Consider the following 26,415-nt stretch of genomic DNA (forward strand, 5'->3'; position numbering starts at 1 on the left):
CAGTTTTCGAAGTGCTCACACCCGAAAGGAGCAAAGAGATGTTGACCCGCAGAGCCGCCTTGATGGGAGCCGCCGGAATCGCCGCTTCCCCCCTGATTGTGAAGGCTGCCAGTGGCGAGGAGATCATGGACACCTCCATGGCACCTCCGGCGGATCTTTCCACGCTGCAGCGCATCAAGCACAAGCTGGTCAAGCCGCCCTTCGTGCATGAGCACGAACAGGTTGCGTCGACCGGACCGCGGATCGTCGAGTTCGAGATGCGAATCGTCGAGAAGGAAGTCCAGATCGCCGATGATGCCTATCTCCAGGCCATGACCTTCAACGGCTCGATCCCCGGTCCGATGATGGTCGTTCACGAGGGCGACTATGTGGAGCTGACGCTCTACAACAGCCCCGAGAACATGATGCAGCACAACATCGACTTCCACGCCTCGACCGGCGCTCTGGGCGGTGGCTCGCTGACGTTGATCAATCCCGGCGAGAAGACGGTGCTGCGCTTCAAGGCGACCCGTGCCGGCGTCTTCGTCTACCACTGCGCACCCGGTGGCCCGATGATCCCGTGGCACGTCGTGTCCGGCATGTCGGGCTGCATCATGGTCCTGCCGCGTGAAGGCCTCACGGACCAAAAGGGCAAGCCCGTCAAATACGACCGCGTGTACTACATCGGTGAGAACGACTTCTATGTGCCGAAGGACGAAAACGGCGAGTACAAGCGTTTCGAGGATGTGGGCGACAGCTATGCCGACACGCTGGACGTGATGAACGGCCTGATCCCGAGCCATGTGGTGTTCAACGGCAAGGTCGGCGCGCTGACCGGCGACAACGCCCTCAAGGCGAACCAGGGCGAGCATATCCTCTTCGTCCACAGCCAGGCGAACCGCGACTCCCGCCCGCATCTGATCGGCGGCCATGGCGACCTGGTCTGGGAGCACGGCAAGTTCCACAACCCGCCGGTTCGCGACATGGAGACCTGGTTCATCCGCGGCGGTTCCGCGGGAGCAGCCCTCTACGAGTTCCTGCAGCCGGGCGTCTATGCCTATGTGAACCACAATCTGATTGAGGCGGTGAACCTCGGCGCCACGGCCCACGTGCTGGTCGAAGGGAAGTGGAACAACGACCTGATGGAACAGGTCCAGGCTCCCACGGCCTACAACGCGGCCCACGAAGGCAAGACCGCGCTGCCCTGACCGGAGCCGATCAGCACCCCATCGACACGACCGGAGGCGGCTGCCCGTGCGGCCGCCTCCACTCCATGACCGGACCATGTCCGGACGGCCTTACGAACCGCCCATCCGGCGGTGTCGATCCCTGCCGATTGAAGGAGGGGATATCCGATGAAAGCTCTTCTGCTCGGGACCGTAGCCGTCGCCGCAGCGATCGCTTCCCTGCCGATCTACACGCATTTCACCAGGCCCGAAATCACCGTTGTCGCGGAGACCGTAACGATCCCTCCCGGCGATTTCACATATCGCCCCGCCGGGCGCTATCGCGTCTACGGCAAGCTTGTCGATCCCCCCCTTGAAACCGGATCCGCGACGAAACCTCTCGAGATCATGCGGTTTCAGGTCAGCCGTGCCGACTACGCGGCCTGTGTCGCCGACGGTGTCTGCGATGCGCCCCTGCTGGCTCCCCTGCCCGCCGGCGCAAAGGATACCCCCCCTTCCCAGCTGCCCCAGACCGGTGTCAACTGGTACGATGCGACGACTTTCGCGAAATGGTACTCGGCCAAGACCCGACAGACCTGGCGCCTTCCCGACGACGTGGAGTGGCAGCGTGCGGCGGCCGAGCGCTTCGTGGACGACGCTGTCGAGGTCGAGCAGTCGGACGACGATCCCGCCCAGCGCTGGCTTGCCGCCTACGAGCGAAACGTCGCGACACGCGGGAGCGTTCATGCCGAGCCGCAGCCACGCGGCACCTACGGCAGAAACTCGCACGGCGTCTCGGACCTTTCAGGCAATGTCTGGGAGTGGACCGCGACCTGTGTTTCCAACGTGACCCTCGATCCGGGGAGCACCGTTGCAGCCGATCAGGATACCTATTGCGGCGCTCATGTCGCGGAAGGAAGGCATCGCGCCGTCGTGGTCGACCTGGTGCGCAATCCCAAGGTCGGGGGCTGCGCCGTGGGCATCCCTCCCGACTACGTCGGGTTCCGTCTCGTGCGTGAACGCTGAGACGCTTCGTCTCCCACTTGACGACAGCGCCGGAACGTTTCGAGTCCATCGCCATTGACATGCAATAAAATCATTGCATTTTATCGGCATGGACAGTGAGCAGCTCGACAGGATTTTCAAGGCACTTGCCGATCCGACGCGCCGCCGGATCGTGGAGCAGTTGCGCGAAGGGCCTGCCCAGTCCCTGTTTCAGATATGCGCAACGGTTTCCGCCAACCAGACACCACCGATCTCTCGCCAGGCGATCAGCCAGCATCTGGAGATGCTGGGCAGAGCCGGGCTGCTTCGCGTGTCCTGGTCCGGGCGCACGAAGCTCCATGCGCTGGAGCTGGCGCCACTGCGCGAGGCGGCCGAGAACTGGCTGCTCAGGCAACTGCGGGAGGAAGGAGGAAAGTCATGAGGATCCATATCGCCAGCGTCTTCGTCGACGACCAGGCAAAGGCGCTCGAATTCTACACGCGGGTTCTTGGCTTCAGGCTCAAGAATGATGTTCCGGTGGGCGCATTCCGCTGGCTGACGGTCGTTTCGCCGAACGCGCTCGACGGCACCGAATTGCTGCTCGAGCCATCGGAACACCCGGCCGTTCCGCCGTTCAGGAACGCCCTGGTCGAGGACGGCATTCCGGCAATGTCGTTCCAGGTCGATGACATCGACGCGCAATATCAGCGGCTGAAGGCACTGGAGGTCGTTTTCGTGCAGGAACCGACGGATGCAGGTCCCGTGCGGATGGCGGTCCTGAACGACACCTGCGGCAACCTCATACAACTGGTCCAGATGAAGGAATGACCATGTCGCACGGCACCGCTGCCTTGCGGGTGATATCAAGCCTGCCGGGCCCTTCGGGTGGAAACGGCACCACAAAAGCCAAGGGCGGCACCGAAGCCGGCGCCGCCCTTTCCTGTCGCATCCCTGTTGTGTGCGTTCAGTCGACCTTGGCGAAGATGTCGGCAAACCGCTGTTTCGCCTTGCCACGCTGCTTGACCGCCTTGACCGCATCCAGATTGTCGGCCTCTCCCACCTTGATGAGCGCAACCATGCCCATTCCGTAGTGCGGCGTGCACTTCACGCCATAGAATCCGGGGACATCGACGGTGAGTTCGAAGTCCTTGCTCATCTTGCTCTTGAACTCGGCCGCTCCCTCGGGGAGCATCCCGTCGATATCCTCGACATTGTGCCCCTTGTCGGTGGCGAGGAAGTGAATCGTGTCGCCCGGCTTGGCCTCGACATAGTCGGGCTCGAAGACCATCGAACCGGCCTCGCCCTTGTTGAGCATCTTGACCTCGATGGTATCGGCCATGGCGGTTCCGGCCAGAAGTCCAAGGGCGGCGGCGGCAACAATAACACGCGCGAACATCTGAGTTCCCTTTCCTGTTTCGCGTTGTTTCTCCTCGGGAACCGTTATGCTCCAGTGACGGGAGTCGCATGTTGCGCCAGCACAAACTCTGGAATGGATGATGAGCAAGATCGACGAAAGCCTTCTGACGAACCTGCCGCCGTTCCGTCACCTTGAGCGTGCGCAGATCAGGGAGATCCTCGATCTCTCGTCCGTGCGCCGCTACGACGAGGGCACCGCGGTCTTTACCGAAGGGATGGAGGCGGACCGATTCTATCTGCTGCTCGACGGCTATATCCGCGTCATCCGGACAAGCCCGAGTGGCGAGCACATCATCGCGATGCATATTGCGGCAGGCCAGCTTTTCGGAATTGCCCCCGCCATCGGGCGGGACACCTATCCCGCGACGGCAACGGCCGCCATGGAAACCATCGCGCTCTCATGGCCGGTTCGGCTCTGGCACGATTTCGTCGCCAACTATGAGGGCTTCGCCTCCGAGACCTACAAGATCGTCGGCCAGAGGATGCAGAACCTGCATGAGCAGGTGTTGGAGCTCGCGACCCAGGCCGTGGAACAGCGGCTGGCCTCAGCGTTGCTGCGCATGGCAAACCAGTCGGGAAGAAAGGTGGAGAACGGAATAGAGATCGCCTTTCCCGTCACGCGGCAGAACATCTCCGACATGACGGGAACCACGCTGCATACGGTAAGCCGCCTGCTCAGCGCTTGGCAAAAACAGGGCATCGTTGAAAGCACGCGCCGGCACATCGTCGTCACGCGCCCTCACGACCTCATGCTGCTCAGCACGAGTTCTGCCCAGTAGGGTTTTGCGAAGACCATCTCAGGCACGGCGCCCGCCCCGCACGCCCGCTGCCTCACGCAATTCCAGTCGGAAGGCGCGCTCGTCGAGCCCATACTCCGCACAGGCGTCAATAACAGTGTGGAACGGCGCGATCGGACAGCCGTAACACAGCATGGCGTGCCGCAGGAAAACGGCAGGCGTCCCGGGCCAGAGTTCGAACAGGCGGGCAAGGGACAGGTCCGGATCGTCGATGCGGGGTGCACGCATGGCACCGTCCTCTTCAGGTCGCGTCACGGCCGGAACGGCCGCCACAGGTTGATCCTCTCTTCCCCACCCTAGCCACGACAAACCGCTTCGTTCTTTGCGCTCCGACAACATTCCCGGACGCGGATCGCGATAGGCCTCTAGCGATCCGCAACAGGGAACAGGTCGGTCACGATGTCTGAAATCCTTACAAAATCGCGGGCGCGGAACATCTTCTATGGAGGGTCACTCTTCTTCATAGCGGTCTTCATCGCCCTCACGATCCAGAGCCACCGCTACGTGGTTTCCACGTCCACCGCCGGAATGCCGCTCTCAGACGAGGTGCGTCTCGGCAAGCACGTCTGGGAACGCAACAGCTGCATCAACTGCCACACGCTGCATGGCGAGGGCGCCTATTTCGCCCCCGAGGTCGGCAACGTGATGACCCGCTGGGGCGTGCTCGACGACAAACAGGCCGCCTACGAAATGCTCGACGCCTGGATGAAGGCGCAGCCCTCCGGGATCGAGGGGCGCAGGCAGATGCCGCACTTCGAGATCACCGAGGAGGAGATGCGCGGGCTGGCCGAGTTCCTTCGCTGGGCCGACCAGACCGACACGCAGAACTGGCCGCCGAACGACGCTGGCTGAGGGAGACCACTCATGAGATACGCATCGCAGAAAGTTGCCCTCGCCTACTTCCTGGCGGCCATGGGCCTGTTTGCCATCCAGGTTCTCGGCGGGCTGCTTGCCGGCTGGATCTACGTGTCGCCGAACACGCTGTCCGAGATCCTGCCCTTCAACATCATCCGCATGATCCACACCAACGCGCTGATCGTTTGGCTCCTGCTCGGCTTTTTCGGCGCGGCCTATTATCTGGTGCCGGAGGAAAGCGAGCGTGAGCTGTTTTCCGTCAAGCTCGCGTGGCTGCAGCTCATCATTCTCGTCGTCGGCACCCTTGGCGCGGTCGGCAGCTATCTTGTCGGCATCCACGGCGGGCGCGAGTTCCTGGAGCAGCCGCTCTGGGTCAAGTTCGGCATTCTCGTTGCGGCGGTGATCTTCCTGGTCAACATCTCGCTGACCGCCCTGGCGGGACGCAAGACGGCGATCACGAATGTGCTTCTGATGGGGCTCTGGCTGCTGTCACTTCTGTGGATCTTCGCCTTCATCAACCCGGACAACCTCAGCCTCGACAAGATGTACTGGTGGTTCGTCGTGCACCTTTGGGTGGAAGCCACCTGGGAACTGGTGATGGCCTCTATCCTCGCCTTCCTGCTGCTGAAGCTCACCGGTGTCGACCGCGAGGTCATCGAGAAATGGCTGTATGTGATCGTCGCCACCGCGCTGATCTCCGGCGTCCTGGGCACCGGCCACCACTTCTACTGGATCGGGCTTCCCGCCTACTGGCAATGGGTCGGATCGGTGTTCTCGACCTTCGAGGTCGTGCCATTCTTCGCCATGATGAGCTTCGCCTTCCTGATGGTCTGGAAGGGGCGCCGCAACCATCCGAACAAGGCCGCGCTTCTGTGGTCGCTCGGGTCCGCGACCGTCGCCTTCTTCGGCGCCGGCGTGTGGGGCTTCCTGCACACGCTGCACGGGGTGAACTACTACACCCACGGCACCCAGGTGACGGCGGCACACGGTCACCTGTCCTTCTACGGGGCGTATGTCGCGCTGAACCTGGCGGTCTTCACCTATGCCATGCCGATCCTGCGGGGCCGCGCGCCCTACAACCAGGTGCTCAACATGGCAAGCTTCTGGCTGATGACCGGCGGAATGGCCTTCATGACCTTCGTGCTGACCTTTGCCGGCACGATCCAGACCCACATGCAGCGGGTCGTGGGCGACTACTACATGGACGTCCAGGACCAGCTCGACCTGTTCTACATGATGCGCTTCGGCGCAGGCATTGCGGTCGTGCTCGGAGCCCTGCTGTTCATCTATGCCATGTTGTTCCCGCGCCGCGAGGTCGTCACGCCGGGAACCAAGGTGCCCGCACCTGAAGGAGGTCTGGCATGAGCCCCCGGCAAGACGCCCGCCCCCTGCGCGAGGTGCCCTTCTACCAGGCGGTCGGCAACGAGTGCACGCTCTTCGAAACCGCCTACGAAAACGGTTTGCCCCTTCTTCTGAAGGGGCCGACCGGCTGCGGCAAGACCCGCTTCGTGGAGCATATGGCCGCCTGTCTCAACCGGCCGCTCTACACGGTCGCCTGCCACGACGACCTCTCGGCGGCCGATCTGATCGGTCGCTATCTCCTGCGGGGCGGCGAGACCGAGTGGGTCGACGGCCCTCTCACCCGGGCGGTACGGGAAGGAGCGATCTGCTATCTCGACGAGGTGGTCGAGGCACGCAAGGACGTGACGGTGGTGCTGCACCCCCTCACCGACAACCGCAGAACGCTGCCCATCGACCGGACCGGCGAGGAGCTCAAGGCGCCACGGGAGTTCATGCTCGTGGCAAGCTACAATCCCGGCTACCAGAACATCCTAAAGCGCCTGAAGCCGTCGACGCGCCAGCGGTTCCTGTCGATCAGCTTCACCTTCCCGGACGCGGCGACGGAGACAGCCGTCGTCGCGCGCGAGAGCGGACTTCCGGAGGAACGCGCCGCATCGCTCGTGCGCCTCGCCGGACATATCCGGGCGCTTTCGGGCATGGATCTGGAGGAAGGCGTCTCGACCCGGCTCCTGATCTATGCCGCAACGCTGATTGCCGGCGGCATGACGCTCGAACGGGCGCTCGATGCGGCGGTGATCGAGCCCATGAGCGACGAACCGGACGTGCAGCGGGCGCTGCGTGACCTCGTCGCGACGGTCTACGGATAGGAGCGGCGCGGCCATGTTCAATCCCCTCGAGTTGCTGGAGCCGGAAGAAGCCGTCGGAAATCTCTGGCACGACTGGGCGAGCCGCCTGGGCGCGCGGGAGCATCATGAAGGCAGTGCGGTGACGCTGGAGGAAACACGCCCCAGCATCGCCGTGCTCTTTCGCGCGCTCGGCGGTGCAAGCGGCGTCGAGATCGCCGAAGCGCCGGCCACAAGTGCCTTGCACCGGCGTAGCGCCGCCGAGACACTTGCCGACGCACGCCCGATGGAAAGCTCTGCCACCTTCGACGGAGAGCACCTTCGGCTTCCGGGGATCATGGATCAGTTTCCCGATCCACGTTTGAACAAGGCCGCCTACCTCTGGCTCGCCGCGCTTTGCGCGCACACAGCGAATGTCGAAACCCTGCCGGAGGATCCGTTGGCCGCGGATCTCGTTCGCATTGCCCGCCTGCGGGAGGCAACGTCCAGGACACTCCGCAACTGCCCGGGGCTCGCCCTGAGCCACCGCATCCTGCGTCGCCAGGTGCTCGCGACCCGGGTCGCGCAACCGCACGGGGACGCGGAGCAGAGTGTCGAGGAGCTCATCCGTGCGAGCCTCGGCTCCACGCGCGCCCTGTCATGGCGCGCAAGGGAGCTTGCGGCACGCTCCTGCAACGACATCACCGCGCCACGCGGGTATCGCCCGCCGCGCCCGGTCGCGATCTGGCCGAAACTCGTTGCGCGCAGGCCGGGCAACGCGGCAGCGGAGGAAACGCCCGGCATTGCGCCCCCCGGCCTGGCCACGACCACGCGCAAGGTCGGCAAACGCGAGAACCGGGACGAGGCAAACCGCCGCGACAGCTTCATCATCCATCGTTTCGAAGCGATCATGAGCTGGGTCGAAAGCCTCAACCTCAATCGCTCGGTCGATGACGACGACGACGAGAACGCACAGAAGGCCGCCGAGGACCAGGAACACATCACCCTGTCCAGGCACGACCGGCGCGCGGCGACACGCCTGCGGCTTCATCTCGACCTCGCCCCGCAGGACGCGGATCACGAGGCGCTGGCCGACACGCACGTCTACCCCGAGTGGAACCATCGGGCACGCGCCTATCTTCCCGGCCATTGCCGGGTTCTGGAGAGCGACGCGCCAACCTCCTCTCATCAAGAAGCCCTTCCAGATCCTCGTCTTGTCGAAGGTGTACGCCGACAGTTCGAGGGACTGCATCCACGCCGCATCATGCGGGCCCGCCAGACAGACGGGACGGAACTCGACCTTGAGGCGGTCGTGGCCAACCGTGTCGCGCTTCGTGCGACAGGCGAAAGCAGCGACCGGTTCTACCGCGACCTGCGGGTAACCGAACGCGACCTCGCCGTCGCGGTCTTGATGGACTGCTCGCGCTCCACGGAAGCGGTGATCGGCGAACGGGCCATCATCGACACGGCCCGCGAGGCCCTTGCCGCGCTCACGGCCGGCATCGACGCGGCGGGCGACAGGGTCGCCGTCTGGGGCTTTTCGTCATTGCGGAGGGATCGCGTGTTCCTGACCCGCTGCAAGGACTTCGCCGCCCCCCTGTCGGAGCAGGTTCAGGCCCGCATCGCAGGCCTGCGACCAGGTCACTACACACGGCTGGGCGCTGCCATCCGCCATGTCTCGGCAAGGCTCGGCGAGGAGCGTGCGACCCGGAAACTGCTGCTCGTTCTGACCGACGGAAAGCCGAACGACCTTGACCACTACGAAGGCATTCACGGCATCGAGGACAGCCGCATGGCGGTGCGCGAGGCCAGGAACGCGGGCCAGGCGGTCCACTCGATCGTAGTGGACGCGGATGGGCAGGACTGGTTCGCCCGCATCTTCAACCGGTCAGGCTTCACACTCCTGCCAGACCCCGCGCGGCTGACGCGCGCCCTTCCCGCAATCTACCGTTCCCTGATCGAGGAGACCTGACATGCGAGCACTTTTCCGTCTTCGTACTCCCGCCGCGCTTGTTGCAAGCCTGGTGGGGGGACTTTCGCCAGCCGTCGCCAAGAGCTTCGAGCGACCGATCCCGGCGCCGCAGACCGACCAGGCCGAGGTCTGGTTCCTTGTGGCCTCGCTCGCCCTCGTCCTGTCTCTGGTGGCGGTGCAATGGCTGGTCGCGCGTCGATGACCCCGAGACCCGGCTGGCGGCTTGTCGCCGCGCTCTATCCCTTTGGCGCGGGCGCTGCGGCGGTGAACCTCTTCTTCGCGTCGCTTATCGCAAGCTGGGTCGGCTGGCCGGTTCTCAGCCCGTACCAGGCTGTCGGCGGCGGACTTCTGCTCGGCTTGCCTGCGACGTGGGCCTTCGCCCTCCATCTGGCAAAACTCATGCACCGCGCCGACGCCCGGGCCCGCAACGAAGCGGACGACATCCGCCCGGACGGAGGCTCAGTTCCGGTTCAATGAGGCCAGGTAGCGGAGAACGCTTTCCGCGTCCGAGTCGCTTCCATGAGCTTTGGAACTCCGCATTTCGGCAGGAGCAATCCAGCCAGGTTCGACGTTTTCCATGTTGGGAAGCTGGTGAGCGATTCCCTTGTGGCAGTCGATACAGGTCGCCTCGCCCGAGATCAGGAAGCGTCGGTGGATGTCCGCCGCCCGGTCGGTCTGCTTGCCGAAATCCATGGCCGCCTCGGAATGGCAATTGCGGCATTCGAGACTGTCGTTTGCCTTGAGCCGGGCCCATTCGTGCTTGGCGAGCTCAAGACGATGGTCGAGGAACTTCCTGCGCGTATCGATGGTACCGAAAATGTGCCCCCACACCTCCTTGGACGCCTGCATCTTGCGGGCGATCTTGTCCGTCCAATTGTGGGGAACATGACAGTCCGGGCAGGAGGCACGCACGCCCGAGCGATTCGAGAAATGCACCGTACGGGTCAGTTCCTCATAGGGATTGGCCTCCATCTCGTGACAGCTGATGCAAAACGCTTCCGTATTGGTGACTTCCAGCGCGGTATTGAACGCACCCCAGAAGACAACGCCCCCCACAAATCCGCCCAGCGTGAGGAAGCCCAGCCCGAAGTGAACGCTGGGACGAGCGAAAATCCGCCAGGCCCAGTGACAGGCAGCCTTGATCCGCCTCCACATGGCTTACCGCCCCCCGGCCGGTTTCGGCCCCAGATCGTTCATGTCGACAAACGTGTTTTCGACCAGTGGCGGCACATCCCGCTGCGGCACGTGACACATGGTGCAGAAGTACCGACGCGGCGACACATCGGCGAGCATCTGCCCTTCCCGGTTCATGAAATGGGTGATGCTCACCATCGGGGCTCCGGCGGCCTCCGCAAACTCACGCCGATGACAGGACAGGCAACGATTGGCATTGACCGTGAGTTGATAGCCCTCAATGGAATGCGGGATGACCGGTGGCTGCTCGGGATATGCCCGCGTCTTGCGGACGTCGTCCGTCACCTGCTTGGGAACCGGCGGGGCCGCAACGTTTTCCATCGGCGGCGTTTCGCCCGTCAGTCGCGGAGCGTCCTGGGACAGTGCCGGGATGGCAAACACCACGAGGCATGTGAGGATCAGCGCGGCGAAGGGCCACGCCTTTCCAGCCGTCTCTGACTTCAGACGGCGGCTATCTGAACAGCGCATTTCTTGAAGTCCGTCTGTTTGGAGATGGGGTCGGTCGCGTCGAGCGTGACCTTGTTGATGAGTTCGCTCGCATCGAACCAGGGAACGAACACGACGCCACGGGGCATGCGGTTCCGCCCCCGGGTCTCGACCCGGGTGCGAATCTCGCCACGCCGCGAGCGAACCACCACTTCCGCCCCCTGGTTCACGCCACGTTCCCGCGCATCCTGCGGATGCATGAAGACCCGCGCTCCGGGGAACGCCTTGTAAAGTTCGGGGACACGCATCGTCATCGAGCCTGAATGCCAGTGCTCGAGCACGCGTCCCGTCACAAGCCAGAGATCGAACTCCTTGTCCGGGCTTTCGGCTGGTGGTTCGTAGGGAACCGCAAGAATGACCGCCCGCCCGTCGGGCTTGCCATAGAACTCAACCTCTCGCCCCTTGCCGACATAGGGATCGTATCCCTCGCGGAACCGCCAGCGCGTCTCATTGCCGTCAACCACCGGCCAGCGCAGGCCGCGTTCCTGATGATAACGGTCGTAGGGTGCGAGATCGTGTCCATGCCCCCGCCCAAAGGAGGCATATTCCTCGAACAGGCCCTTCTGCACGTAGAACCCGAAATGCCGGGACTCCTGGTTCTCGTAGTCGGGACTGGTCTCGGACAGCGGGAACGCATCTACGTTGCCGTTCTCGAACAGGACCTCGTAGAGCGTCTTGCCCTTGTAGGAGGGATTCGCGTCCAGGATCTCCGTCGGCCAGGCATCGTCGGTCGTCAGACGTTTCGAGAACTCCATCACCTGCCAGACGTCGGACCTCGCCTCTCCCGGCGGATTGACAAGCTGATGCCATACATGCGTGCGCCGTTCGGCATTGCCGTAGGCGCCTTCCTTCTCGACCCACATGGCCGCAGGCAGGATGAGATCGGCCGCCATCGCCGTCACCGTCGGATAGGCGTCGGAAACAATGATGAAATTGTCCGGATTGCGGTATCCCGGGTAAGTCTCGCCGGAGCTGTTCGGTGCGGCCTGGAGGTTGTTGTTGACCTGTATCCAGTACCAGTTGAGCTTTCCGTCATGGAGCATCCGGTCCTGGAGAACCGCGTGGAAACCGGGTTTCTCGGGGATCACACCGTCCGGCAGTTTCCAGGTTTTCTCTGCAAGCTTCCGGTGCTCAGGGTTCGTGACCACCATGTCCGCGGGCAGCCTGTGCGCAAAGGTGCCGACCTCACGCGCCGTGCCGCAGGCGGACGGTTGCCCTGTCAGCGAAAACGGGCTGTTGCCCGGTTCCGAAATCTTTCCGGTCAGCAGATGGAGATTGTAGGCCATCTGGTTCGCCCAGACGCCGCGAACATGCTGGTTGAAGCCCATGGTCCACAGGGACATCACCTTCGTGTCGGGATCGGCGTAGAGTTCGGCCAGTTCAAGCAGGAAGTCAGGCTCGACACCGGAGAGCTCCGACACACGCTCCAGCGTGTACTCGGCGACATGCGCCTTGAATGCCTCGAAGTCGATGGGCTCCATCTTTCCCGCCGATGCGGCGCCGGTCGCCCGCTGCTGCAACTCATGCTCGGGACGAAGGCCATAGCCGATATCGGTCTGTCCCTTCATGAAGGTTGTATGCCTGCCGACGAACTCCTCGTTGACCCGCCCCGTCTGGATGATGTGGTTGGCGATGAAATTCAGGATCGCGAGATCCGTTCCGGGCTTGAACACGATCGGAATGTCGGCCAGATCCATCGAGCGGTTGGTGAAGGTTGACAGGACCGCACAGCGGACATGTTCGTGGCCAAGCCTTCGGTCGGCCAGTCGCGTCCACAGGATCGGATGCATTTCGGCCATGTTCGAGCCCCACAGCACGAAGGCGTCGGCGTGCTCGAAGTCGTCATAGCAGCCCATCGGTTCGTCAATTCCGAAGGTACGCATGAAGGCGACGGCCGCTGATGCCATGCAGTGGCGCGCGTTGGGATCCAGGTTGTTCGAACGCAGGCCAGCCTTCATGAATTTCTGCGCGGCGTAGCCTTCGAAAATCGTCCACTGGCCGGACCCGAACATGCCAACGGCCTCCGGGCCCTTTTCCTTCAGGACCGCTTTCGCCTTCTCGGCCATCACGTCGAAGGCTTCATCCCACGACACCGGCTCGAACTCGCCGTCCTTGGCATAAGCACCGTTCTTCTTGCGCAGAAGCGGTGTCGTCAGCCGGTCCGCGCCGTACATGATTTTCGACAGGAAGTAGCCCTTGATGCAGTTAAGGCCCCGGTTGACCTCGGCCTGGGTGTCCCCGTGCGTAGCCACCACCTGCCCTTCCTTCACGCCGACCATCACGCCACACCCGGTTCCGCAGAACCGGCAAGGCGCCTTCGACCACTTGATATCGAGAGCCGCAACGCCTCCGGGAACGGGCTGCCCCTCGGCAGGCAGGCTTATGCCGGCCGCGACAGCAGCGATACCCGCCGCCTGGGCTCTGATCATGTCGCGTCTTGTCAATTCGAGGTTCATGAGGTGCCCTCCTCGACGTGTTCGAAAACCATGTTTGCGGAGATAACGCCGTCCAGGGTCGCGATCTCCGACAGCCGCCCTCCAACCGTGTTCCGCGTTCGCCCCTCCAGAACGATCACGAGCTTGATTCCCTCGGCTGCGGTGACCTCGATATCGGGCATCTCGGAGAGCCGGTCCCGCACGGCTTCCACGCGATCCGGCATCGCGGTCACGACCGCACTGGAGATCACGAATGTCGGGCTGTCAGGCATTGGCGGCCTCACGCATGGGGGAAAGGCCGGTCGCACCGACCGGACAGGGCGCTATGCAGGCTCCACAGCCCGTACAGGCGGAGGAATCGACCTCTGGAAGAAAGGGACCGCCGATGCGAGGGGCAAAGCGGATTGCCAGTTCCGGACAGGCATCGCCACAGGACCGACAGGTCACGCCAGCATAGGTCAGGCACGTGCCTGCGATTTCCACCACGTGATCGAACGGCTTCACGGCCAGGTCGAACAGGTCTTCCGGGCAGATCTCGGCGCAAGCACCGCAGAAGGTACACTCGCCTTGCGTGAAATCCAGCGTCGCTGTTTCACCGACGATACGGATAACCCCGGTGGGGCAAGCATCGGCACAGGACCCGCAGCCGGTACAGGCGCTTGCCACATCTTCACGGAGCCAGGGCGGCCGGAACGGGGCAATCGGTGCGGCAGTCTGACGCCTGCGACCAGTCAGAAAGCTGCGTCTGGAGAGATCTGTGGCCTTTTCCATGGCGGCCTCAATGCAGCCCGGCCGGCGGACCCGGCGGCCCGAGAAAAATCTGGCTCATCCAGACAAGAAAACCGAAGCCGCCAACCACACCGACCGCAATAAACGGCCAGACCCCGAAAGCGAGAACGAGGAAAGCAATGAGTTCAGAGCGCCTGGTCGGGCGAAGCTTGTCTGGCTGCGAGCTGGACATAGAAGCGATGATCCGATTTTCTCATCTGCGTCAGCGTCGCCTATTTTTTGATCATTTTCAAACGTAACGACAAAATAATTATATTCAATTCATTGAAATAATAAATATATATATGATTTTACTCCAATATCAGAAATGTGAAATTTTAGCGTCCGGCCACCCAAGGCTATTTCTGACGCGGTCGGCACTTCCCAAGAAACCGATGGAGGGGGCCTCGGGTCATAACCTTGGGACCTTTTTCCAACCGGCAGGATGAAAAGGAACATCCGGAGACATCCGTGCCTCGTGAATACATTCGGCATTGACCTCACGCACCTGCACGATCCCGGCCCTGCAGACGGGTGCGGCCGAGGTCTGGTTCCTTGTGGCCTCGCTCGCCCTCGTCCTGTCTCTGGTGACGATGCAACGGCCGGCCGCGCGTCGATGCCCCCGAGACCCGGACAGCGGCTCAGTTCCGGTTCAATGAGGCCAGGTAGCGGCGGCGGACCTCGACACGCCTCCACGACGGCGAACATCCCGCCGGCAGAACGGCTTCTTGCGGTTGCACACTGGCACTCATGAAGGATACTCATGAGTGAACCACTGGCATCATGCTCGCCCCTGTCTGTCGACAGGATGGCAGCTGCGACCCGGGAGCGTCCATGCTTCGCGAAAACATCAGCGATCTCATCGCGCTTGCCGCGATTGCCGAGGAGCGCAGCTTCACGCGCGCCGCCGCGCGACTGAACATTTCCCAGTCCGCCCTCAGCCACACCATCAAGGCGCTTGAGACCCGGCTTGGCCTTCGTCTCCTCACCCGAACGACACGATCGGTCGCCCCCACGATCGAGGGCGAGGATCTCCTGGCAACGCTCACCCCCTGCTTCGAGCAGATCGAGGCCAGGCTTCAGGCGCTCAACGACGCGCGCGATCACCCGACTGGCACCGTACGCATCGTGGCAACCGAATATGCGATCGAAAGCCTTCTCTGGCCCAAGCTTTCCCCCGCCCTGAAGGAGCATCCGTCGGTCAACGTCGAGTTTCTGATGGACTACGGCTTCACCGACCTTGCCGACGCACAATGCGACGCGGGCGTTCGATACGGCGAGCAGGTGAGCGACGGGATGATCTCCATGCGCATCGGACCGGACGAGCGAATGGTCTGTATCGGCGCACCGGATTATTTCGCCGAAGCCGGCGTGCCGCTCACCCCGCAGGAGCTCTCGGATCACCAGTGCATCAATCTGCGCCTGTCCACGCATGGTGCGCTCTATGCGTGGGAATTCGAAGACAGCGACGGCAACGAAATCAGGGTGAAGGTACGCGGGCAGACCTGTTTCAACACGATCAACCCGGTGCTCCGGGCCGCGATCGACGGGCACGGGCTGGCGCTTGTTCCGGAACGCCTCGCGATTCCGGCACTCGAGACTGGAACCCTCACAACCTGCCTTGAGGAATACTCTCCCTACTTTCCGGGCTTTCATCTGTTCTACCCGAGCCGCCAGCGCCCGTCCTCCGCGTTCCAGGTGGTGCTGGACGCCCTTCGCGAGAAGGCCTGAACTCATGAAACGAGATCATGAATGGCGTGAGGAGAGAAGATATTAAGCGCAGGCGGAGACGTACCACATTGAACGGGCAGCAATAACGTTCGAGGAGGCATCTCCCCATGAAGACCCGCATCGCCGCAACCGCCCTGTTTCTCGTCAGCACCGCCGCCGGGGCACAGGATGTGACGCGCACACTCCCCGAAAGCGTCGGGAAGGTCGCGCCGGCACTCGAGGCCTATTCGAAGAACGCCCTGTTCGGGTCGGTCTGGGACGACGAAGCCCTTTCGGTTCGTGACCGTGCGCTCGTGACTTTCGCCGCGCTCATGACGCGCCATGAAAGCGATGCCCTTGGTGAACATGCCGCCCTGGCGCTTGATGCAGGAGTGACGCCTGCCGAGATTTCCGAAACGATCACACATCTTGCCTTCTACACCGGTTGGGGCAACGCGATGGCCGCGAGCGAAGCCGTGGCTCCGGTTTTCGAGGCCCGCGGCGTCACCGTGCAGGACCTGCCGGGCGCCGAGCCGGAGCTGCTTCCCCTGGACGAGGCAGCCGAGGCCGCTCGCGAGGAATTCGTAAGCAGCACCTATGGCGATGTCAGCAAGGGCGTCGTGGACAACACTCGTGAGTTGCTGTTCCGCGACCTCTGGCTGCGCCCGGATCTCGCGCCCCGCGATCGCAGCCTGGTTACAGTGGCCGCCCTCATCGCCGCCGGTCAGCCGGAACAGATGACCTTCCACCTCGGCAGGGCCATGGACAACGGCCTGACGCAGGAAGAAGCCGGAGCGATGCTTTCACACCTTGCCTTCTATACGGGCTGGCCCAAGGTCTTCTCTGCGCTTCCGGTGGCAAAAGACGTGTTCGAAAGCCGCAAGAAGTAGGCACGGTCGGCACATGCCGGCACAGACAGGGAGAGCCGCAAATTGAAAATCGGAATCCTGGGCTCGGGCCTGATGGGAAGTGCGATCGGGCGACACTGGGCCCGCTGCGGGCATGATGTGACGTTTTCGTATTCACGTGATCCGCAAAAGCTCGAGCGGCTGGCGCACGAATGCGGCGGCGCGAGCGGCACCGTGGCCGATGCGGTCGTCGAGGCCGACGTCCTGCTTCTCGCCGTGCATTGGCCCCGCGTCGAGGACGTGTTGAGGCAGGCAGGAGACCTGGAGGGCAAAGTGGTGCTCAACTGCTGCGTCCCCCTCGACCCGACCGACACCAACCTCGTTCTGGGGCCGACGACGTCAGGCGCGGAGAACCTGGCGCGGATGCGCCCGGGCGCACGCTGGGTGTCCTGCTTCAACACCACCCCTTCCGAGTCCTTTGCTCCGGTCTTTGCCCGGCGCGAAACGACACCACGCCCGCAGGTTCTCGTCTGCTCGGATGACAAAGAAGCCCAAGACGTTGCCGAAAGCCTCATCACGGATCTCGGCTTCGAACCTCTCGCGGCCGGCCCGCTGCGCACGGCGCGCTTCATCGAGCCGTTTGCAATGGTCACGGCGGAACTTGCCTACGACCAGCCGGGCGGCCCCGCCCTTACCTACCGCTTCGAAAAACTGCGCTGACCGCGCAGGGAAAGGACTGTCATGAAGATCATTCGCTCCGGTTCAAACCCTTCCGCTCCCGGTCCGCAGGACTGGTTCACCGGCACCGTTCGCATCGACCCGCTGTTTGCGGCCGAGGAGCCCGGTCGCACGAGTGGCGCCCATGTGACCTTCGAGCCCGGTGCCCGCACCGCCTGGCACACGCATCCCGCCGGCCAGACCCTGATCGTGACCTTCGGGCGCGGTCGCGTTCAGCGCGAAGGCGGTCCTGTCGAGGAAATTTCCGCCGGTGACGTCGTGTGGTTCCCCGCCGGAGAGAAACACTGGCACGGAGCGGCGCCCGATACCGCCATGAGCCACATCGCCATTCAGGAAAGCATCGACGGTTCCGCGGTCACGTGGATGGAGAAGGTTTCCGACACCGACTACACGGGCTAGCCGAAAAGCGGTTGTTTTCCATATGGTAGCACAGGCGGCCGCCGGATGATCCGGCGGCCGCCTGTGGCGTATGCCGGAGCAGGCTCTCCGGCGCGCCGGGCTTCAAGCCGCCGGCCTGTACGATGGTACCCCCGTCGAACGCCAGACGACCCGCCTTCGCCGCGCCCGCGGCTAAATTCGTTCAGACTGACATGACAGAGGGAACAGCCTGATGATCCGCTACCTTCACACCATGATCCGCGTCACCGACCCGGACGCGACCGTCAAGTTCTTCGAGCTTCTGGGCCTCAAGGAAACCCGTCGCATGGACAGCGAGGCGGGACGCTTCACGCTCATCTTCCTTGCGACCCCCGAGGACATTTCCGAGCCGGGACAGCGTGCCCGCGCGGAGATCGAACTCACCTACAACTGGCCGCCGGAAGACGGCAGCGCGCCCGAGACCTACACGGGCGGGCGCAACTTCGGCCATCTCGCCTATCACGTGGACAACATTTACGAGACATGCCAGCGCATGATGGACGCAGGGGTGACCATCAATCGCCCGCCACGCGACGGTCACATGGCCTTTATCAAGACGCCGGACGGCATCTCCATCGAGCTCCTGCAGGCGGGCGAACGCCTCGAGCCGGCCGAGCCCTGGGCCTCCATGGCCAACACGGGTTCCTGGTAAAACAGCCTGCCTGCCCGGGAAACGCCGGGCGTGAACTCGGGGCGGTGTGCGGGCGTTGCCGCACGCCGCCCTTTTCGTGTCCCGCAAGCCTTCTGTGGGAGATTGCCGGATCGGGCCGGACAAGCCCCCTCGCGCGTGGCATTGTCCCGACAAAAGCAATTCGGGCGGGATGCACTCATGCCCGAAGATGCGCAGGAAGGGACTCCGCTTAATGAAGGTGATCGTGATCGGCGCCGGCGTCGTCGGCATGACCAGCGCCTGGTACCTGACGGCACTCGGCCACGAGGTGGTCGTTGTCGAGCGCAACTCCGGTCCGGCGCTTGAGACGAGTTTCGGAAATGCCGGCGGCGTATGTCCGGGCTTTGCAGGGCCGTGGGCCGCCCCCGGAATGCCGTTCAAGGCGCTGAAGTGGATGTTCGCCGATGCCGCGCCACTCAAGATCAGGCCGAGCCTTGACGTCGCCCAGTGGCGCTGGCTCGCCCGCTTCCTCTCCAATTGCACCGCCAGCCGTTTTGCCGCGAACAAGGCGCGGATGCAGACAATGGCCCACTACAGCAAGCAAAGCCTTGTCGACCTTCGCAAACAGACCGGCATTGCCTATGACGACATGGCGCGCGGCGTGCTTCAGATCTTCGCAACGGAAGAGGAGCTGAAGGGGGGAGAACGATCGGCCGCCATTCTGGCGGACCTTGGCATATACCACCGCCTCGTTGACCGTGCCGGAGTGGAAACGATCGAGCCCGCGCTGGCGCGAACCTCTGCCTCCCTTGCCGGCGGACTGCATCTTCCCGGCGATGAGACGGGCGACAGCAAGCTTTTCTGCGAACGCCTGCTGGAGCTTCTGCAACCGCTCGGCTGCCGTTTTCTGTTCGACACGACGGCAACGGGCCTCGACGTTTCCGGCGGGCGGATCGAAGGTGTTGTCACGAAGGCCGGCCCCGTTACCGGTGACGCTTATGTGGTTGCCTGCGGCCCATTCGCCGTGCAGTTGCTCAAGACCGCCGGCCTGTCCCTGCCGGTCTATCCGGTGAAGGGTTACTCGATCACCTGCGACATCGCTTCCGGCGACGGAGCACCGGTCTCCTCCGTGATGGACGAGCACTCGAAAGTGATGATCACGCGGCTTGGATCAAGACTGCGGGCCGCAGGTGTCGCAGAGCTCGCAGGTTTCGACCCAACGCTCCGGCCAAGTGCGCTGACGGGACTGACCGACAGAGTGCGCAGCCTCTTTCCCGAGGCGGCGGACTACACGACCGCCAGCGCGTGGTGCGGCTTCCGTCCCATGACAGCGAACGGTCCCGCCATTGTCGGGCGGTCGAGGATCGACAATCTGTACCTCAACGCAGGCCATGGCTCCAATGGCTGGACCCAGGCCTGCGGCACCTCGCGCTACCTCGCGGACGTCATCTCCGGCCGAACTCCCGATATCGAATACTGACAGCGCGTATCGGCTCCGCGCCGGCCAGGATCAGAAAATCGGCGGAAGCCGGGACGCGGTTTCGCCTTCGCCGCCACCTGCCCCGGAAGCGCTTTCATAGGCGAGGATGGCTCCGGCCAGATCCTCCAGCGCGGCCCCCACGGACTTGAACACGGTGATGTCCTTGTCGTCGCGCATGGCGGCGAACCTGCCACCGGCAAGCTCGAAAAGATCGGCCTCGATGCGGTCCTCGCTCAGGGCACCGGACGAAAGTGCCTGGACGATGTCGCCGCCCTCCTTCGTGGCACCGGCGCGCGTGTCGACGAACACCCGGCCCCGCCGCATGACCTCGTCATCTGTCTCGCGCATGGAGGGCTTGAAAGCCCCGACCAGATCGACGTGACAGCCCTCGCGCAGCCATTCTCCCTGGATGATCGGTGTCTGGGACAGGGTCGCGCAACTGACGATGTCAGCCTCGCCGACGGCCTTTTCCAGGTCGTCGACCGGGCGGGCCAGAATGTCCAGGTGCTCAGAGACGTCCTCGGCGACCGCCGCCGCCTTTTCCGGGTCACGCCCCCAAACGGAAATGCGCGAAAGCGGCCGGACGGCGGCGTGGGCGGCGGCGAGGTTCGCCGCCAGACGTCCGGTGCCGACGATCACAAGGTGGCGCGCCGAGGGGCGGGCAAGATAGTCGGCGGCAAGTGCCGAGGCGGCCGCCGTGCGCCGCGCGGTCAGTTCGCCTCCGTCGATCATCGCAACCATCTTGCCGGTAACGGCATCCGACAGCAGGTAGGACGCCATGATGGCCGGCAGGCCACGCCTGCCGTTGCCGGGAACGACCGTGGCAAGCTTGACCCCGATGTAGCGTCCCGGCACCCAGGCCGGCATCAGCAGGAGCGTGCCGTCGTCCTCCCCCGGAATGGCGAAATCGTGGTGATGGCGCACGGGCATCTCGCAACCGTCGCGAAACATCGCGCGCAGCGCCTCGATCAGCGCCGACCAGTCAAGTGCCTGGCGCGTCGCGGCTTCATCGAGTTGCAGCATGGGAGTCCTTTCGCGGAAAAGCGGTGGGCATGAGAAGCACGATCATGGCGGTCCGGAGCGACGATCTCAAGGCGTGATCGGAACCATCTCCCGCCACACCTTACCCGGCAAGGCTGCGGGCCCCATCCAGAATCAGCCTGGTGGCGATTCTCGCATAGTCCTCACGCGAGACCGCTCCCCCCTCGCGAAACCAGAGATAATGCCAGTTGACCATGCCGAAGAGGCTCATGGTCACCGGCATCAGCAGCGGTGATCCGCCCGAAAGCGCCGGAACCGCCTGGCAAAGCGCTGCGGCGAAATGCTTCACGAGCACACGCTCGCGCGCCTTCAGCTCTTCCTGCTGGGGCTCGGGCAGGCGCTTCATCTCGTTGATCTGGATCTTGTGTTCGGCATTGGCGTCGCGATAGGCGTCCAGCAGCGCGTTCACAAACGCCAGAAGCCGCTCCTCGCCATCCGCATGCGTCTCTCCCGCCTCCTCGACCGACGCGATAAGGTCATCGAGGTGATCGCGGATGATGTCGAACAGCAGAGCGTCCTTGTTGGCGTAATAGTGATAGACGAGCGCCTTCGAGACACCGCACGCGAGCGCGATCTGGTTCATCGACGCCCGATCGAAGCCGTGCTCGGCGAAAAGCTCCGCCGACGCCTTCAGGATCACCTTGCGCTTCTCGTCGTAATCGTCCGCGCGCGGGCGCGCCATGCCGCTCTCCGTCGTCTCGCGCGGCGGCCGAAGACCGCCGCGCATGTTCCATGCATCCGAAAAAAGGGGCTCAGCCCTCTTTCGGACGATTGTCGATAACCCGTCGTGCCTTGCCCTGGGAGCGTTCCATCGTGTCCGGATCGGCCACGTGGATGCGCGCGCTGACGCCAATCACATTCTTCAGATGCGCCCTGAGTTCCGCTGCGGCGGAGGCGCGATGCGCATCATCGGCGTGGGAGGCCAGCGCTTCGACATGGATGGTCATTTCGTCCATGCGACCGGTGCGAGTCAATTCCACCTGGTAGTGGGGAGCAAGACCTTCCACGCGGAAAAGCTGCTCCTCGATCTGGGTCGGGAAGACGTTGACACCTCGCACGATCATCATGTCGTCGGAACGACCCGTGATCTTCTCCATGCGCCGCATGGACCGCGCCGTGCCCGGCATGAGACGGGTCAGGTCTCGGGTGCGGTAGCGGATGACCGGCATCGCCTCCTTGGTCAGCGAGGTGAAGACAAGCTCGCCCACCTCGCCGTCGGGCAGGACCTCGCCGGTCTCCGGGTTGATCACCTCCGGATAGAAGTGGTCCTCCCAGATGTGCAGCCCGTCCTTGGTCTCCACGCACTCGTTGGCCACGCCCGGCCCCATCACCTCCGACAAGCCGTAGATATCGACCGCGTTCATGTCGAACGCCTCCTCGATCTCCTCGCGCATGGCATTCGTCCAGGGCTCGGCGCCAAAGACGCCGATCTTGAGCGAGGACTTGCGCGGATCGAGACCACGGGAGCGATATTCGTCAAGAATGGCAAGCATGTAGGACGGTGTCACCATGATGACTTCGGGCTTGAAGTCCTCGATGAGGGTCACCTGGCGTTCTGTCATGCCGCCGGAGATCGGCACCACGGTCATGCCAAGCTCCTCGGCACCGTAGTGAATGCCGAGACCTCCGGTGAAAAGGCCGTAGCCATAGGCCACGTGACAGATCATGCCGGGCCGCGCACCGGCCGCTCTCAGCGAGCGCGCCACCACCTGGGACCAGGTCCTGATGTCATTGCGCGTGTAGCCGACCACCGTCGGCTTTCCGGTCGTGCCGGACGAGGCGTGAACGCGCGAAATCTGGTCGCGCGGGACGGCAAACAGCCCGAAGGGGTAGTTGTCGCGCAGTGTCTGCTTGTGGGTGAAGGGAAACTTCGCCAGATCGGCAAGGCTCTTCAGGTCGTCCGGGTGGACACCCGCCTCGTCGAAGCTCTTGCGATAGTGCGCGACATTCTCGTAGGCGTGGCGCAGGGACCACTTGAGGCGGTCGAGCTGGAGCGCGGAAATCTCGTCACGCGAGGCAGTCTCGATAGGCTCGAGATCGCCAGGCCTGGGCGACAGGTCAAGCATGGTTTTCCTCCCGGAATTGTCCTGAATTCTCGTCTGGTGGCGGCCGGTTTCTCCCTACCGGCGGCCTTGTCACGCCCCCGCCGGAGCCTCGGCTTCCGGCAGCAGGGTTCCGCGAATCGTGCGGGAATTTCCGCGAAACTCGGCGACCGTCTCGCCGTCCGCGTTGGTTACGGTCACATCGGTGATGCCCGAGCGCCCTTCACGCCAGCGCTCCACCGCCGTCGCGACCAGTCGCTCGCCCAGCTTGCCCGGACGCAGGAAGCTCACCGAGCAATGACTTGCGACCGTATTCTGGTTGTGGCTGTTGCAGGCGAAGGCGAAGGCGGAATCCGCCAACGTGAAAACGAAACCGCCGTGACAGATCCCGTGACCGTTGACCATGGCCTCGCTGACGGACATGGCCACCACCGCCCTGCCCTGGCCAACCTCCACGATCTCCATGCCGAGCCCCTGGCTCGCCTTGTCGCTGGCCCACATGACGTCGGCACAGGCCCGCGCCAGCGCGTCGGCGTCCAGTCCTGCGGCCTTGGTGACCTCGCTCATTCCCGTCCCTCCCCGTCCGGCACACGGCCGGTAAACTGCGCCGGCCGCTTGGCCAGAAATGCCGCGACACCCTCGCGATAGTCAGGCGAGCGCCCGGCACGGCCCTGCAGGTCGCGTTCCAGATCAAGCTGCGTGTCGAGATCGTTGACGGTCGCCGCTTCCATCGCCTGCTTGACGAGGCCGAGCCCGTAGGTCGGCGCCTCGGCAAGGCCGCGCGCAAGATCGAGCGCGTTGTCCATAAGCTCCGCATCCGGCACAGCCTGCCAGATCATTCCCCACTCGACGGCCTGTTTCGCCGGCACGGGCGTGGCGAGCATTGCAAGCGCCTTGGCGCGGGCAAGCCCCACGAGCTGCGGCAACGTCCAGGTTCCCCCGCTGTCGGGAACGAGACCGATCTTCGAGAAGGCCTGGATGAACTTGGCGCTCTCGGCCGCCAGGACGATATCGCAGGCGAGCGCGATATTGGCTCCCGCGCCGGCGGCAACGCCGTTGACGGCGCAAACGACCGGCTTCGGCAGAGCCTTCAGGCGGCGCACCAGCGGGTTGTAGTTGGATTCGATGGTACGCGTGAGATCGGGCGGCGGCGCATCGGGTGTGCTCATGCGGTCGGAGAGATCCTGCCCCGCGCAAAAGCCGCGCCCCGCGCCGGTCAGCAGCACGCAGCGTACCGAGGCATCGTTCTCGGCCACGTCGAGTGCCTCACGCACTCCGGCATGCATTGCCTCATTGAAGGAATTGAGCTTGTCCGGCCGGTTCAGCGTAACGACGAGCACGCCGCCGTCCCGTGCCGTGAGAACGGGCGCGGTGGTGTCTGACTGGTCCATGAGACCTCCCTTGAACGTCCTTTTCCGCTCTCGGTCCGCTCCCTGACGGAGCCCTCACCCGCCCGTGGGCCAGGGAAGCGGATCGCGGATTTTTAACTTGACTGACCAACCGGTCGGTAAATTATTATGACCCTCAATCGGGCGCTGTCAATCAGCTCCGCGAACGAGACGAAACACAACACGACCCTGCAACGGGTGGCCTGGTGAAGAGCGCGGTTTCCGCTCCCCGGCGCCGGATCCGGACAAGACGCGGGGCACAAGGGAGACGGGGATGGCTGCATTCTTCGACAAGCACAAGGCGACGCTCGACAAGGCTGTCGAGACCATCCACGGCCGCGGCTACTGGTCCGCCTACCCGGAAATGCCGTCGGGCAAGATCTACGGCGAAACGGCGAAAGCCGACCAGGAAGATGCCTTCAAGGCCCTTCTGGGCAAACCCTTCGAGCTTGATCAGCCGACGACCGGCGACCGTGTCGGTCACGAGGTGAGCCCGTTCGGCCTTGATCTCGCCGTCACCTATCCCGCCACGACGCCCGATCTCGCGGTCGCCGCCGCGCGCGAGGCCATGAAGGGCTGGTCGTCCGCGAGCGCCGACGCGCGCGCCGGCGTGCTGCTGGAGCTTCTGTCACGCATCAACGCGCAGAGCTTCCTCTTCGCCAACGCGGTGATGCACACGTCCGGCCAGGCCTTCGTCATGGCCTTCCAGGCAGGAGGCCCGCACGCGCAGGACCGCGCCCTCGAGGCTGTCGCCTACGCCTATGACGAGATGAGCCGCATTCCGGGCCAGGTGCGCTGGGAAAAGCCTCAGGGTCCCAAGGATCCGCTCGTGCTCGACAAGGTGTTTCGCATCGTGCCGCGCGGTCCCGCCCTCGTGATCGGCTGCGCCACGTTCCCGACCTGGAACTCCTACCCCGGACTGTTCGCGAGCCTGGCGACCGGCAACCCGGTCATCGTCAAGCCGCACCCGGGCGCCATCCTGCCGCTTGCCATCACGGTGAAGATGGGGCGTGAAGTGCTCTCCGAGGCCGGTTTCGATCCGAACGTCCTCCAGCTCGCCGCCGACACGGTCGAGGCACCGCTGACCAAGGATTTCGTCACCCATCCCGACATCGCGATCATCGACTTCACCGGCTCGCCGGCCTTCGGCAAGTGGGTGCGCGAGAACGCCGGCGACAAGCTCGTCTACACGGAGGAAGCCGGCGTCAACTCGATCGTCGTGACCGGCACCGACTCCCTGCGCGGGATGGCCGGCAACATCGGTTTCTCGCTGTCGCTCTACTCCGGCCAGATGTGCACCGCGCCGCAGAACATCTACGTGCCGCGCGGCGGCATCGAGACCGACGAGGGACACAAGTCCTTCGACGAGGTCGCGGCCGCTATCGCGACCGCCGTCGACAAGCTGCTCGGCGATCCGGCCCGCGCGGCCGGCGTGCTCGGCGCGGTCCAGAGCCAGGCAACGCTGGAGCGGATCGATGCGGCGCGCGGCCTTGGCAAGATCCTGCGCGACAGCACCAGCGTCGAGGGCATGGACGGGGCGCGGTCCGCCACGCCGCTCATCCTCGCGGTCGATGCCAAGGACGAGGATGCCTATCTCGAGGAACGCTTCGGCCCGATCAGCTTTATCATCGCCACGGACGACGCGGATGAGGCCATCGCACGTGCCGCGGCCTCGGCGAAGTCGCGCGGCGCCATCACCGCCGCGCTCTATGCGACGGATGAAACCCTGGTCGACAAGGCAGCGGATGCCTTCGCCGACGCCGGTGTCGCGCTCTCGGTCAACCTGACCGGCGGCATCTTCGTGAACCAGTCCGCCGCCTATTCCGATTACCACGTCACCGGAGCGAACCCGGCCGGCAACGCCTGTCTGTGCGACAGTGCCTTTGTCGCGAACCGGTTCCGAGTGGCGGCCATGCGCCGCCCGGTCGCAGCCTGACGACCGGACGGCACCAGCCGGCCCCTTGGA

General features: G+C 64.0%; 31 protein-coding genes. 18 read left to right on the forward strand and 13 right to left on the reverse strand.

Annotation, left to right across the window (positions count from 1 at the left end; all coding sequences use genetic code 11):
• The first annotated feature begins 38 nt into the window (after window positions 1–38).
• The 4 genes from nirK (at window position 39) to ACYX4S_RS11360 (ending at window position 2,957) form a co-directional block, all read left to right on the forward strand.
• Window positions 39–1,187 (forward strand): copper-containing nitrite reductase, encoded by a 1,149-nt coding sequence (gene nirK / locus ACYX4S_RS11345; protein ID WP_476360249.1) that lies wholly within the window; start codon window positions 39–41, stop codon window positions 1,185–1,187.
• Window positions 1,188–1,334: 147 nt separating this feature from the next.
• Window positions 1,335–2,171, forward strand: coding sequence for an SUMF1/EgtB/PvdO family nonheme iron enzyme (locus tag ACYX4S_RS11350; RefSeq protein WP_476360250.1), 837 nt, complete (start codon window positions 1,335–1,337; stop codon window positions 2,169–2,171).
• A gap of 88 nt (window positions 2,172–2,259) precedes the next feature.
• Window positions 2,260–2,571 (forward strand): ArsR/SmtB family transcription factor, encoded by a 312-nt coding sequence (locus ACYX4S_RS11355; RefSeq protein ID WP_476360251.1) that lies wholly within the window; start codon window positions 2,260–2,262, stop codon window positions 2,569–2,571.
• Window positions 2,568–2,957 (forward strand): VOC family protein, encoded by a 390-nt coding sequence (locus tag ACYX4S_RS11360; RefSeq protein ID WP_476360252.1) that lies wholly within the window; start codon window positions 2,568–2,570, stop codon window positions 2,955–2,957. Before ACYX4S_RS11355 ends, ACYX4S_RS11360 begins: the two co-directional genes overlap by 4 nt.
• Before the next feature lie 136 nt (window positions 2,958–3,093).
• Here the strand turns inward: ACYX4S_RS11360 and ACYX4S_RS11365 are convergent, their stop codons facing one another.
• Window positions 3,094–3,525 carry a pseudoazurin gene (locus ACYX4S_RS11365; protein WP_293720898.1) on the reverse strand — a complete coding sequence of 144 codons (432 nt, stop codon included), beginning with the start codon at window positions 3,523–3,525 and terminating at the stop codon, window positions 3,094–3,096.
• 100 nt (window positions 3,526–3,625) lie between these two features.
• Between ACYX4S_RS11365 and ACYX4S_RS11370 the strand changes: the two genes are divergently transcribed.
• On the forward strand, window positions 3,626–4,324 hold the full coding sequence (locus tag ACYX4S_RS11370) for a Crp/Fnr family transcriptional regulator (RefSeq protein ID WP_293720897.1): 699 nt from the start codon (window positions 3,626–3,628) through the stop codon (window positions 4,322–4,324).
• Window positions 4,325–4,342: 18 nt separating this feature from the next.
• On the opposite strand, the gene ACYX4S_RS11375 is transcribed toward ACYX4S_RS11370, so the two are convergent.
• A complete protein-coding gene (locus ACYX4S_RS11375; RefSeq protein ID WP_293720896.1) occupies window positions 4,343–4,570 on the reverse strand; it encodes a DUF1858 domain-containing protein in 228 nt (75 codons plus the stop codon).
• 171 nt (window positions 4,571–4,741) lie between these two features.
• Between ACYX4S_RS11375 and ACYX4S_RS11380 the strand changes: the two genes are divergently transcribed.
• Genes ACYX4S_RS11380 through ACYX4S_RS11405 form a run of 6 tightly spaced genes read left to right on the forward strand, consistent with a single transcriptional unit; the run spans window position 4,742 to window position 9,769 of the window.
• Window positions 4,742–5,194, forward strand: coding sequence for a c-type cytochrome (locus ACYX4S_RS11380; RefSeq protein WP_293720895.1), 453 nt, complete (start codon window positions 4,742–4,744; stop codon window positions 5,192–5,194).
• A 12-nt stretch (window positions 5,195–5,206) separates the two neighbouring features.
• On the forward strand, window positions 5,207–6,562 hold the full coding sequence (locus tag ACYX4S_RS11385) for a cbb3-type cytochrome c oxidase subunit I (RefSeq protein ID WP_422068349.1): 1,356 nt from the start codon (window positions 5,207–5,209) through the stop codon (window positions 6,560–6,562).
• Window positions 6,559–7,365, forward strand: a complete 807-nt coding sequence (locus ACYX4S_RS11390; RefSeq protein ID WP_293720893.1) for a CbbQ/NirQ/NorQ/GpvN family protein — start codon at window positions 6,559–6,561, stop codon at window positions 7,363–7,365. The genes ACYX4S_RS11385 and ACYX4S_RS11390 overlap by 4 nt, the downstream gene beginning before the upstream one ends.
• A gap of 13 nt (window positions 7,366–7,378) precedes the next feature.
• Window positions 7,379–9,292, forward strand: a complete 1,914-nt coding sequence (locus ACYX4S_RS11395) for a nitric oxide reductase activation protein NorD (protein WP_476360253.1) — start codon at window positions 7,379–7,381, stop codon at window positions 9,290–9,292.
• A gap of 1 nt (window position 9,293) precedes the next feature.
• The gene (locus ACYX4S_RS11400; protein ID WP_293720891.1) at window positions 9,294–9,494 is read left to right on the forward strand and encodes a hypothetical protein; all 201 of its coding nucleotides are present in this window, start codon (window positions 9,294–9,296) and stop codon (window positions 9,492–9,494) included.
• Window positions 9,491–9,769 carry an NnrT protein gene (locus tag ACYX4S_RS11405; protein WP_476360254.1) on the forward strand — a complete coding sequence of 93 codons (279 nt, stop codon included), beginning with the start codon at window positions 9,491–9,493 and terminating at the stop codon, window positions 9,767–9,769. Before ACYX4S_RS11400 ends, ACYX4S_RS11405 begins: the two co-directional genes overlap by 4 nt.
• On the opposite strand, the gene ACYX4S_RS11410 is transcribed toward ACYX4S_RS11405, so the two are convergent.
• From ACYX4S_RS11410 to napE, 6 genes are read right to left on the reverse strand one after another with little or no spacing between them, the layout of a single operon-like run.
• Window positions 9,752–10,447 carry a NapC/NirT family cytochrome c gene (locus tag ACYX4S_RS11410; protein ID WP_476360255.1) on the reverse strand — a complete coding sequence of 232 codons (696 nt, stop codon included), beginning with the start codon at window positions 10,445–10,447 and terminating at the stop codon, window positions 9,752–9,754. The genes ACYX4S_RS11405 and ACYX4S_RS11410 overlap by 18 nt on opposite strands.
• 3 nt (window positions 10,448–10,450) lie before the next feature.
• The gene (locus tag ACYX4S_RS11415; RefSeq protein WP_476360256.1) at window positions 10,451–10,954 is read right to left on the reverse strand and encodes a nitrate reductase cytochrome c-type subunit; all 504 of its coding nucleotides are present in this window, start codon (window positions 10,952–10,954) and stop codon (window positions 10,451–10,453) included.
• Window positions 10,927–13,428, reverse strand: coding sequence for a periplasmic nitrate reductase subunit alpha (gene napA, locus ACYX4S_RS11420; RefSeq protein ID WP_476360257.1), 2,502 nt, complete (start codon window positions 13,426–13,428; stop codon window positions 10,927–10,929). Before napA ends, ACYX4S_RS11415 begins: the two co-directional genes overlap by 28 nt.
• On the reverse strand, window positions 13,425–13,679 hold the full coding sequence (locus tag ACYX4S_RS11425) for a chaperone NapD (protein WP_293720885.1): 255 nt from the start codon (window positions 13,677–13,679) through the stop codon (window positions 13,425–13,427). The genes napA and ACYX4S_RS11425 overlap by 4 nt, the downstream gene beginning before the upstream one ends.
• Window positions 13,672–14,178, reverse strand: coding sequence for a ferredoxin-type protein NapF (napF, locus tag ACYX4S_RS11430; RefSeq protein WP_476360258.1), 507 nt, complete (start codon window positions 14,176–14,178; stop codon window positions 13,672–13,674). Before napF ends, ACYX4S_RS11425 begins: the two co-directional genes overlap by 8 nt.
• A gap of 7 nt (window positions 14,179–14,185) precedes the next feature.
• Window positions 14,186–14,368 carry a periplasmic nitrate reductase, NapE protein gene (gene napE / locus ACYX4S_RS11435; RefSeq protein WP_476360259.1) on the reverse strand — a complete coding sequence of 61 codons (183 nt, stop codon included), beginning with the start codon at window positions 14,366–14,368 and terminating at the stop codon, window positions 14,186–14,188.
• A gap of 641 nt (window positions 14,369–15,009) precedes the next feature.
• Here napE and ACYX4S_RS11440 point away from each other — a divergent pair.
• From ACYX4S_RS11440 to ACYX4S_RS11465, 6 genes are all read left to right on the forward strand, one after another.
• Window positions 15,010–15,906: a LysR family transcriptional regulator gene (locus ACYX4S_RS11440; RefSeq protein ID WP_476360260.1), complete on the forward strand. Its 897-nt coding sequence runs from the start codon at window positions 15,010–15,012 to the stop codon at window positions 15,904–15,906.
• Window positions 15,907–16,013: 107 nt separating this feature from the next.
• A complete protein-coding gene (locus ACYX4S_RS11445) occupies window positions 16,014–16,775 on the forward strand; it encodes a carboxymuconolactone decarboxylase family protein (RefSeq protein ID WP_476360261.1) in 762 nt (253 codons plus the stop codon).
• Window positions 16,776–16,817: 42 nt separating this feature from the next.
• The gene (locus tag ACYX4S_RS11450) at window positions 16,818–17,453 is read left to right on the forward strand and encodes an NADPH-dependent F420 reductase (RefSeq protein WP_476360262.1); all 636 of its coding nucleotides are present in this window, start codon (window positions 16,818–16,820) and stop codon (window positions 17,451–17,453) included.
• Window positions 17,454–17,474: 21 nt separating this feature from the next.
• Complete coding sequence (locus ACYX4S_RS11455; RefSeq protein ID WP_476360263.1) at window positions 17,475–17,870, forward strand: (R)-mandelonitrile lyase; 396 nt, start codon at window positions 17,475–17,477, stop codon at window positions 17,868–17,870.
• Between the two features lie 214 nt (window positions 17,871–18,084).
• A complete protein-coding gene (locus tag ACYX4S_RS11460; RefSeq protein ID WP_422070312.1) occupies window positions 18,085–18,540 on the forward strand; it encodes a VOC family protein in 456 nt (151 codons plus the stop codon).
• Between the two features lie 169 nt (window positions 18,541–18,709).
• Entirely contained in the window at window positions 18,710–19,978 is a 1,269-nt protein-coding gene (locus ACYX4S_RS11465; protein WP_476362858.1) for a D-amino acid dehydrogenase, read from the forward strand.
• 30 nt (window positions 19,979–20,008) lie between these two features.
• On the opposite strand, the gene lhpI is transcribed toward ACYX4S_RS11465, so the two are convergent.
• From lhpI to paaG, 5 genes are all read right to left on the reverse strand, one after another.
• The gene (lhpI, locus tag ACYX4S_RS11470; protein WP_476360264.1) at window positions 20,009–21,001 is read right to left on the reverse strand and encodes a bifunctional Delta(1)-pyrroline-2-carboxylate/Delta(1)-piperideine-2-carboxylate reductase; all 993 of its coding nucleotides are present in this window, start codon (window positions 20,999–21,001) and stop codon (window positions 20,009–20,011) included.
• Window positions 21,002–21,101: 100 nt separating this feature from the next.
• Window positions 21,102–21,746 (reverse strand): TetR/AcrR family transcriptional regulator, encoded by a 645-nt coding sequence (locus tag ACYX4S_RS11475; RefSeq protein WP_476360265.1) that lies wholly within the window; start codon window positions 21,744–21,746, stop codon window positions 21,102–21,104.
• Window positions 21,747–21,771: 25 nt separating this feature from the next.
• Entirely contained in the window at window positions 21,772–23,085 is a 1,314-nt protein-coding gene (paaK, locus tag ACYX4S_RS11480) for a phenylacetate--CoA ligase PaaK (RefSeq protein ID WP_293724205.1), read from the reverse strand.
• Between the two features lie 69 nt (window positions 23,086–23,154).
• Window positions 23,155–23,628 (reverse strand): hydroxyphenylacetyl-CoA thioesterase PaaI, encoded by a 474-nt coding sequence (paaI, locus tag ACYX4S_RS11485; protein ID WP_293724207.1) that lies wholly within the window; start codon window positions 23,626–23,628, stop codon window positions 23,155–23,157.
• On the reverse strand, window positions 23,625–24,452 hold the full coding sequence (gene paaG / locus ACYX4S_RS11490) for a 2-(1,2-epoxy-1,2-dihydrophenyl)acetyl-CoA isomerase PaaG (protein ID WP_476360266.1): 828 nt from the start codon (window positions 24,450–24,452) through the stop codon (window positions 23,625–23,627). Before paaG ends, paaI begins: the two co-directional genes overlap by 4 nt.
• 271 nt (window positions 24,453–24,723) lie before the next feature.
• Here paaG and paaN point away from each other — a divergent pair, with 271 nt between their 5' ends.
• Window positions 24,724–26,385, forward strand: a complete 1,662-nt coding sequence (gene paaN, locus ACYX4S_RS11495; protein WP_422068329.1) for a phenylacetic acid degradation protein PaaN — start codon at window positions 24,724–24,726, stop codon at window positions 26,383–26,385.
• Window positions 26,386–26,415 lie beyond the last annotated feature (30 nt).

Source organism: Stappia sp. ABD4_338, from assembly GCF_056312175.1.

What these genes read in the sequence shown, in the direction of transcription:
- ACYX4S_RS11400 (WP_293720891.1), top strand. Translation starts at nt 9,294, where the DNA reads ATGCGAGCACTTTTCCGTCTTCGTACTCCCGCCGCGCTTGTTGCAAGC.
- ACYX4S_RS11475 (WP_476360265.1), bottom strand. Translation starts at nt 21,746, where the DNA reads ATGCGCGGCGGTCTTCGGCCGCCGCGCGAGACGACGGAGAGCGGCATG.
- ACYX4S_RS11385 (WP_422068349.1), top strand. Translation starts at nt 5,207, where the DNA reads ATGAGATACGCATCGCAGAAAGTTGCCCTCGCCTACTTCCTGGCGGCC.
- ACYX4S_RS11360 (WP_476360252.1), top strand. Translation starts at nt 2,568, where the DNA reads ATGAGGATCCATATCGCCAGCGTCTTCGTCGACGACCAGGCAAAGGCG.
- napE (WP_476360259.1), bottom strand. Translation starts at nt 14,368, where the DNA reads ATGTCCAGCTCGCAGCCAGACAAGCTTCGCCCGACCAGGCGCTCTGAA.
- ACYX4S_RS11380 (WP_293720895.1), top strand. Translation starts at nt 4,742, where the DNA reads ATGTCTGAAATCCTTACAAAATCGCGGGCGCGGAACATCTTCTATGGA.
- paaN (WP_422068329.1), top strand. Translation starts at nt 24,724, where the DNA reads ATGGCTGCATTCTTCGACAAGCACAAGGCGACGCTCGACAAGGCTGTC.
- ACYX4S_RS11425 (WP_293720885.1), bottom strand. Translation starts at nt 13,679, where the DNA reads ATGCCTGACAGCCCGACATTCGTGATCTCCAGTGCGGTCGTGACCGCG.
- ACYX4S_RS11445 (WP_476360261.1), top strand. Translation starts at nt 16,014, where the DNA reads ATGAAGACCCGCATCGCCGCAACCGCCCTGTTTCTCGTCAGCACCGCC.
- ACYX4S_RS11440 (WP_476360260.1), top strand. Translation starts at nt 15,010, where the DNA reads ATGCTTCGCGAAAACATCAGCGATCTCATCGCGCTTGCCGCGATTGCC.
- ACYX4S_RS11365 (WP_293720898.1), bottom strand. Translation starts at nt 3,525, where the DNA reads ATGTTCGCGCGTGTTATTGTTGCCGCCGCCGCCCTTGGACTTCTGGCC.
- ACYX4S_RS11370 (WP_293720897.1), top strand. Translation starts at nt 3,626, where the DNA reads ATGAGCAAGATCGACGAAAGCCTTCTGACGAACCTGCCGCCGTTCCGT.
- paaG (WP_476360266.1), bottom strand. Translation starts at nt 24,452, where the DNA reads ATGGACCAGTCAGACACCACCGCGCCCGTTCTCACGGCACGGGACGGC.
- ACYX4S_RS11375 (WP_293720896.1), bottom strand. Translation starts at nt 4,570, where the DNA reads ATGCGTGCACCCCGCATCGACGATCCGGACCTGTCCCTTGCCCGCCTG.
- ACYX4S_RS11350 (WP_476360250.1), top strand. Translation starts at nt 1,335, where the DNA reads ATGAAAGCTCTTCTGCTCGGGACCGTAGCCGTCGCCGCAGCGATCGCT.
- ACYX4S_RS11455 (WP_476360263.1), top strand. Translation starts at nt 17,475, where the DNA reads ATGAAGATCATTCGCTCCGGTTCAAACCCTTCCGCTCCCGGTCCGCAG.
- ACYX4S_RS11465 (WP_476362858.1), top strand. Translation starts at nt 18,710, where the DNA reads ATGCACTCATGCCCGAAGATGCGCAGGAAGGGACTCCGCTTAATGAAG.
- napF (WP_476360258.1), bottom strand. Translation starts at nt 14,178, where the DNA reads ATGGAAAAGGCCACAGATCTCTCCAGACGCAGCTTTCTGACTGGTCGC.
- paaK (WP_293724205.1), bottom strand. Translation starts at nt 23,085, where the DNA reads ATGCTTGACCTGTCGCCCAGGCCTGGCGATCTCGAGCCTATCGAGACT.
- lhpI (WP_476360264.1), bottom strand. Translation starts at nt 21,001, where the DNA reads ATGCTGCAACTCGATGAAGCCGCGACGCGCCAGGCACTTGACTGGTCG.
- napA (WP_476360257.1), bottom strand. Translation starts at nt 13,428, where the DNA reads ATGAACCTCGAATTGACAAGACGCGACATGATCAGAGCCCAGGCGGCG.
- ACYX4S_RS11410 (WP_476360255.1), bottom strand. Translation starts at nt 10,447, where the DNA reads ATGTGGAGGCGGATCAAGGCTGCCTGTCACTGGGCCTGGCGGATTTTC.
- ACYX4S_RS11390 (WP_293720893.1), top strand. Translation starts at nt 6,559, where the DNA reads ATGAGCCCCCGGCAAGACGCCCGCCCCCTGCGCGAGGTGCCCTTCTAC.
- paaI (WP_293724207.1), bottom strand. Translation starts at nt 23,628, where the DNA reads ATGAGCGAGGTCACCAAGGCCGCAGGACTGGACGCCGACGCGCTGGCG.
- ACYX4S_RS11415 (WP_476360256.1), bottom strand. Translation starts at nt 10,954, where the DNA reads ATGCGCTGTTCAGATAGCCGCCGTCTGAAGTCAGAGACGGCTGGAAAG.
- ACYX4S_RS11405 (WP_476360254.1), top strand. Translation starts at nt 9,491, where the DNA reads ATGACCCCGAGACCCGGCTGGCGGCTTGTCGCCGCGCTCTATCCCTTT.
- nirK (WP_476360249.1), top strand. Translation starts at nt 39, where the DNA reads ATGTTGACCCGCAGAGCCGCCTTGATGGGAGCCGCCGGAATCGCCGCT.
- ACYX4S_RS11355 (WP_476360251.1), top strand. Translation starts at nt 2,260, where the DNA reads ATGGACAGTGAGCAGCTCGACAGGATTTTCAAGGCACTTGCCGATCCG.
- ACYX4S_RS11395 (WP_476360253.1), top strand. Translation starts at nt 7,379, where the DNA reads ATGTTCAATCCCCTCGAGTTGCTGGAGCCGGAAGAAGCCGTCGGAAAT.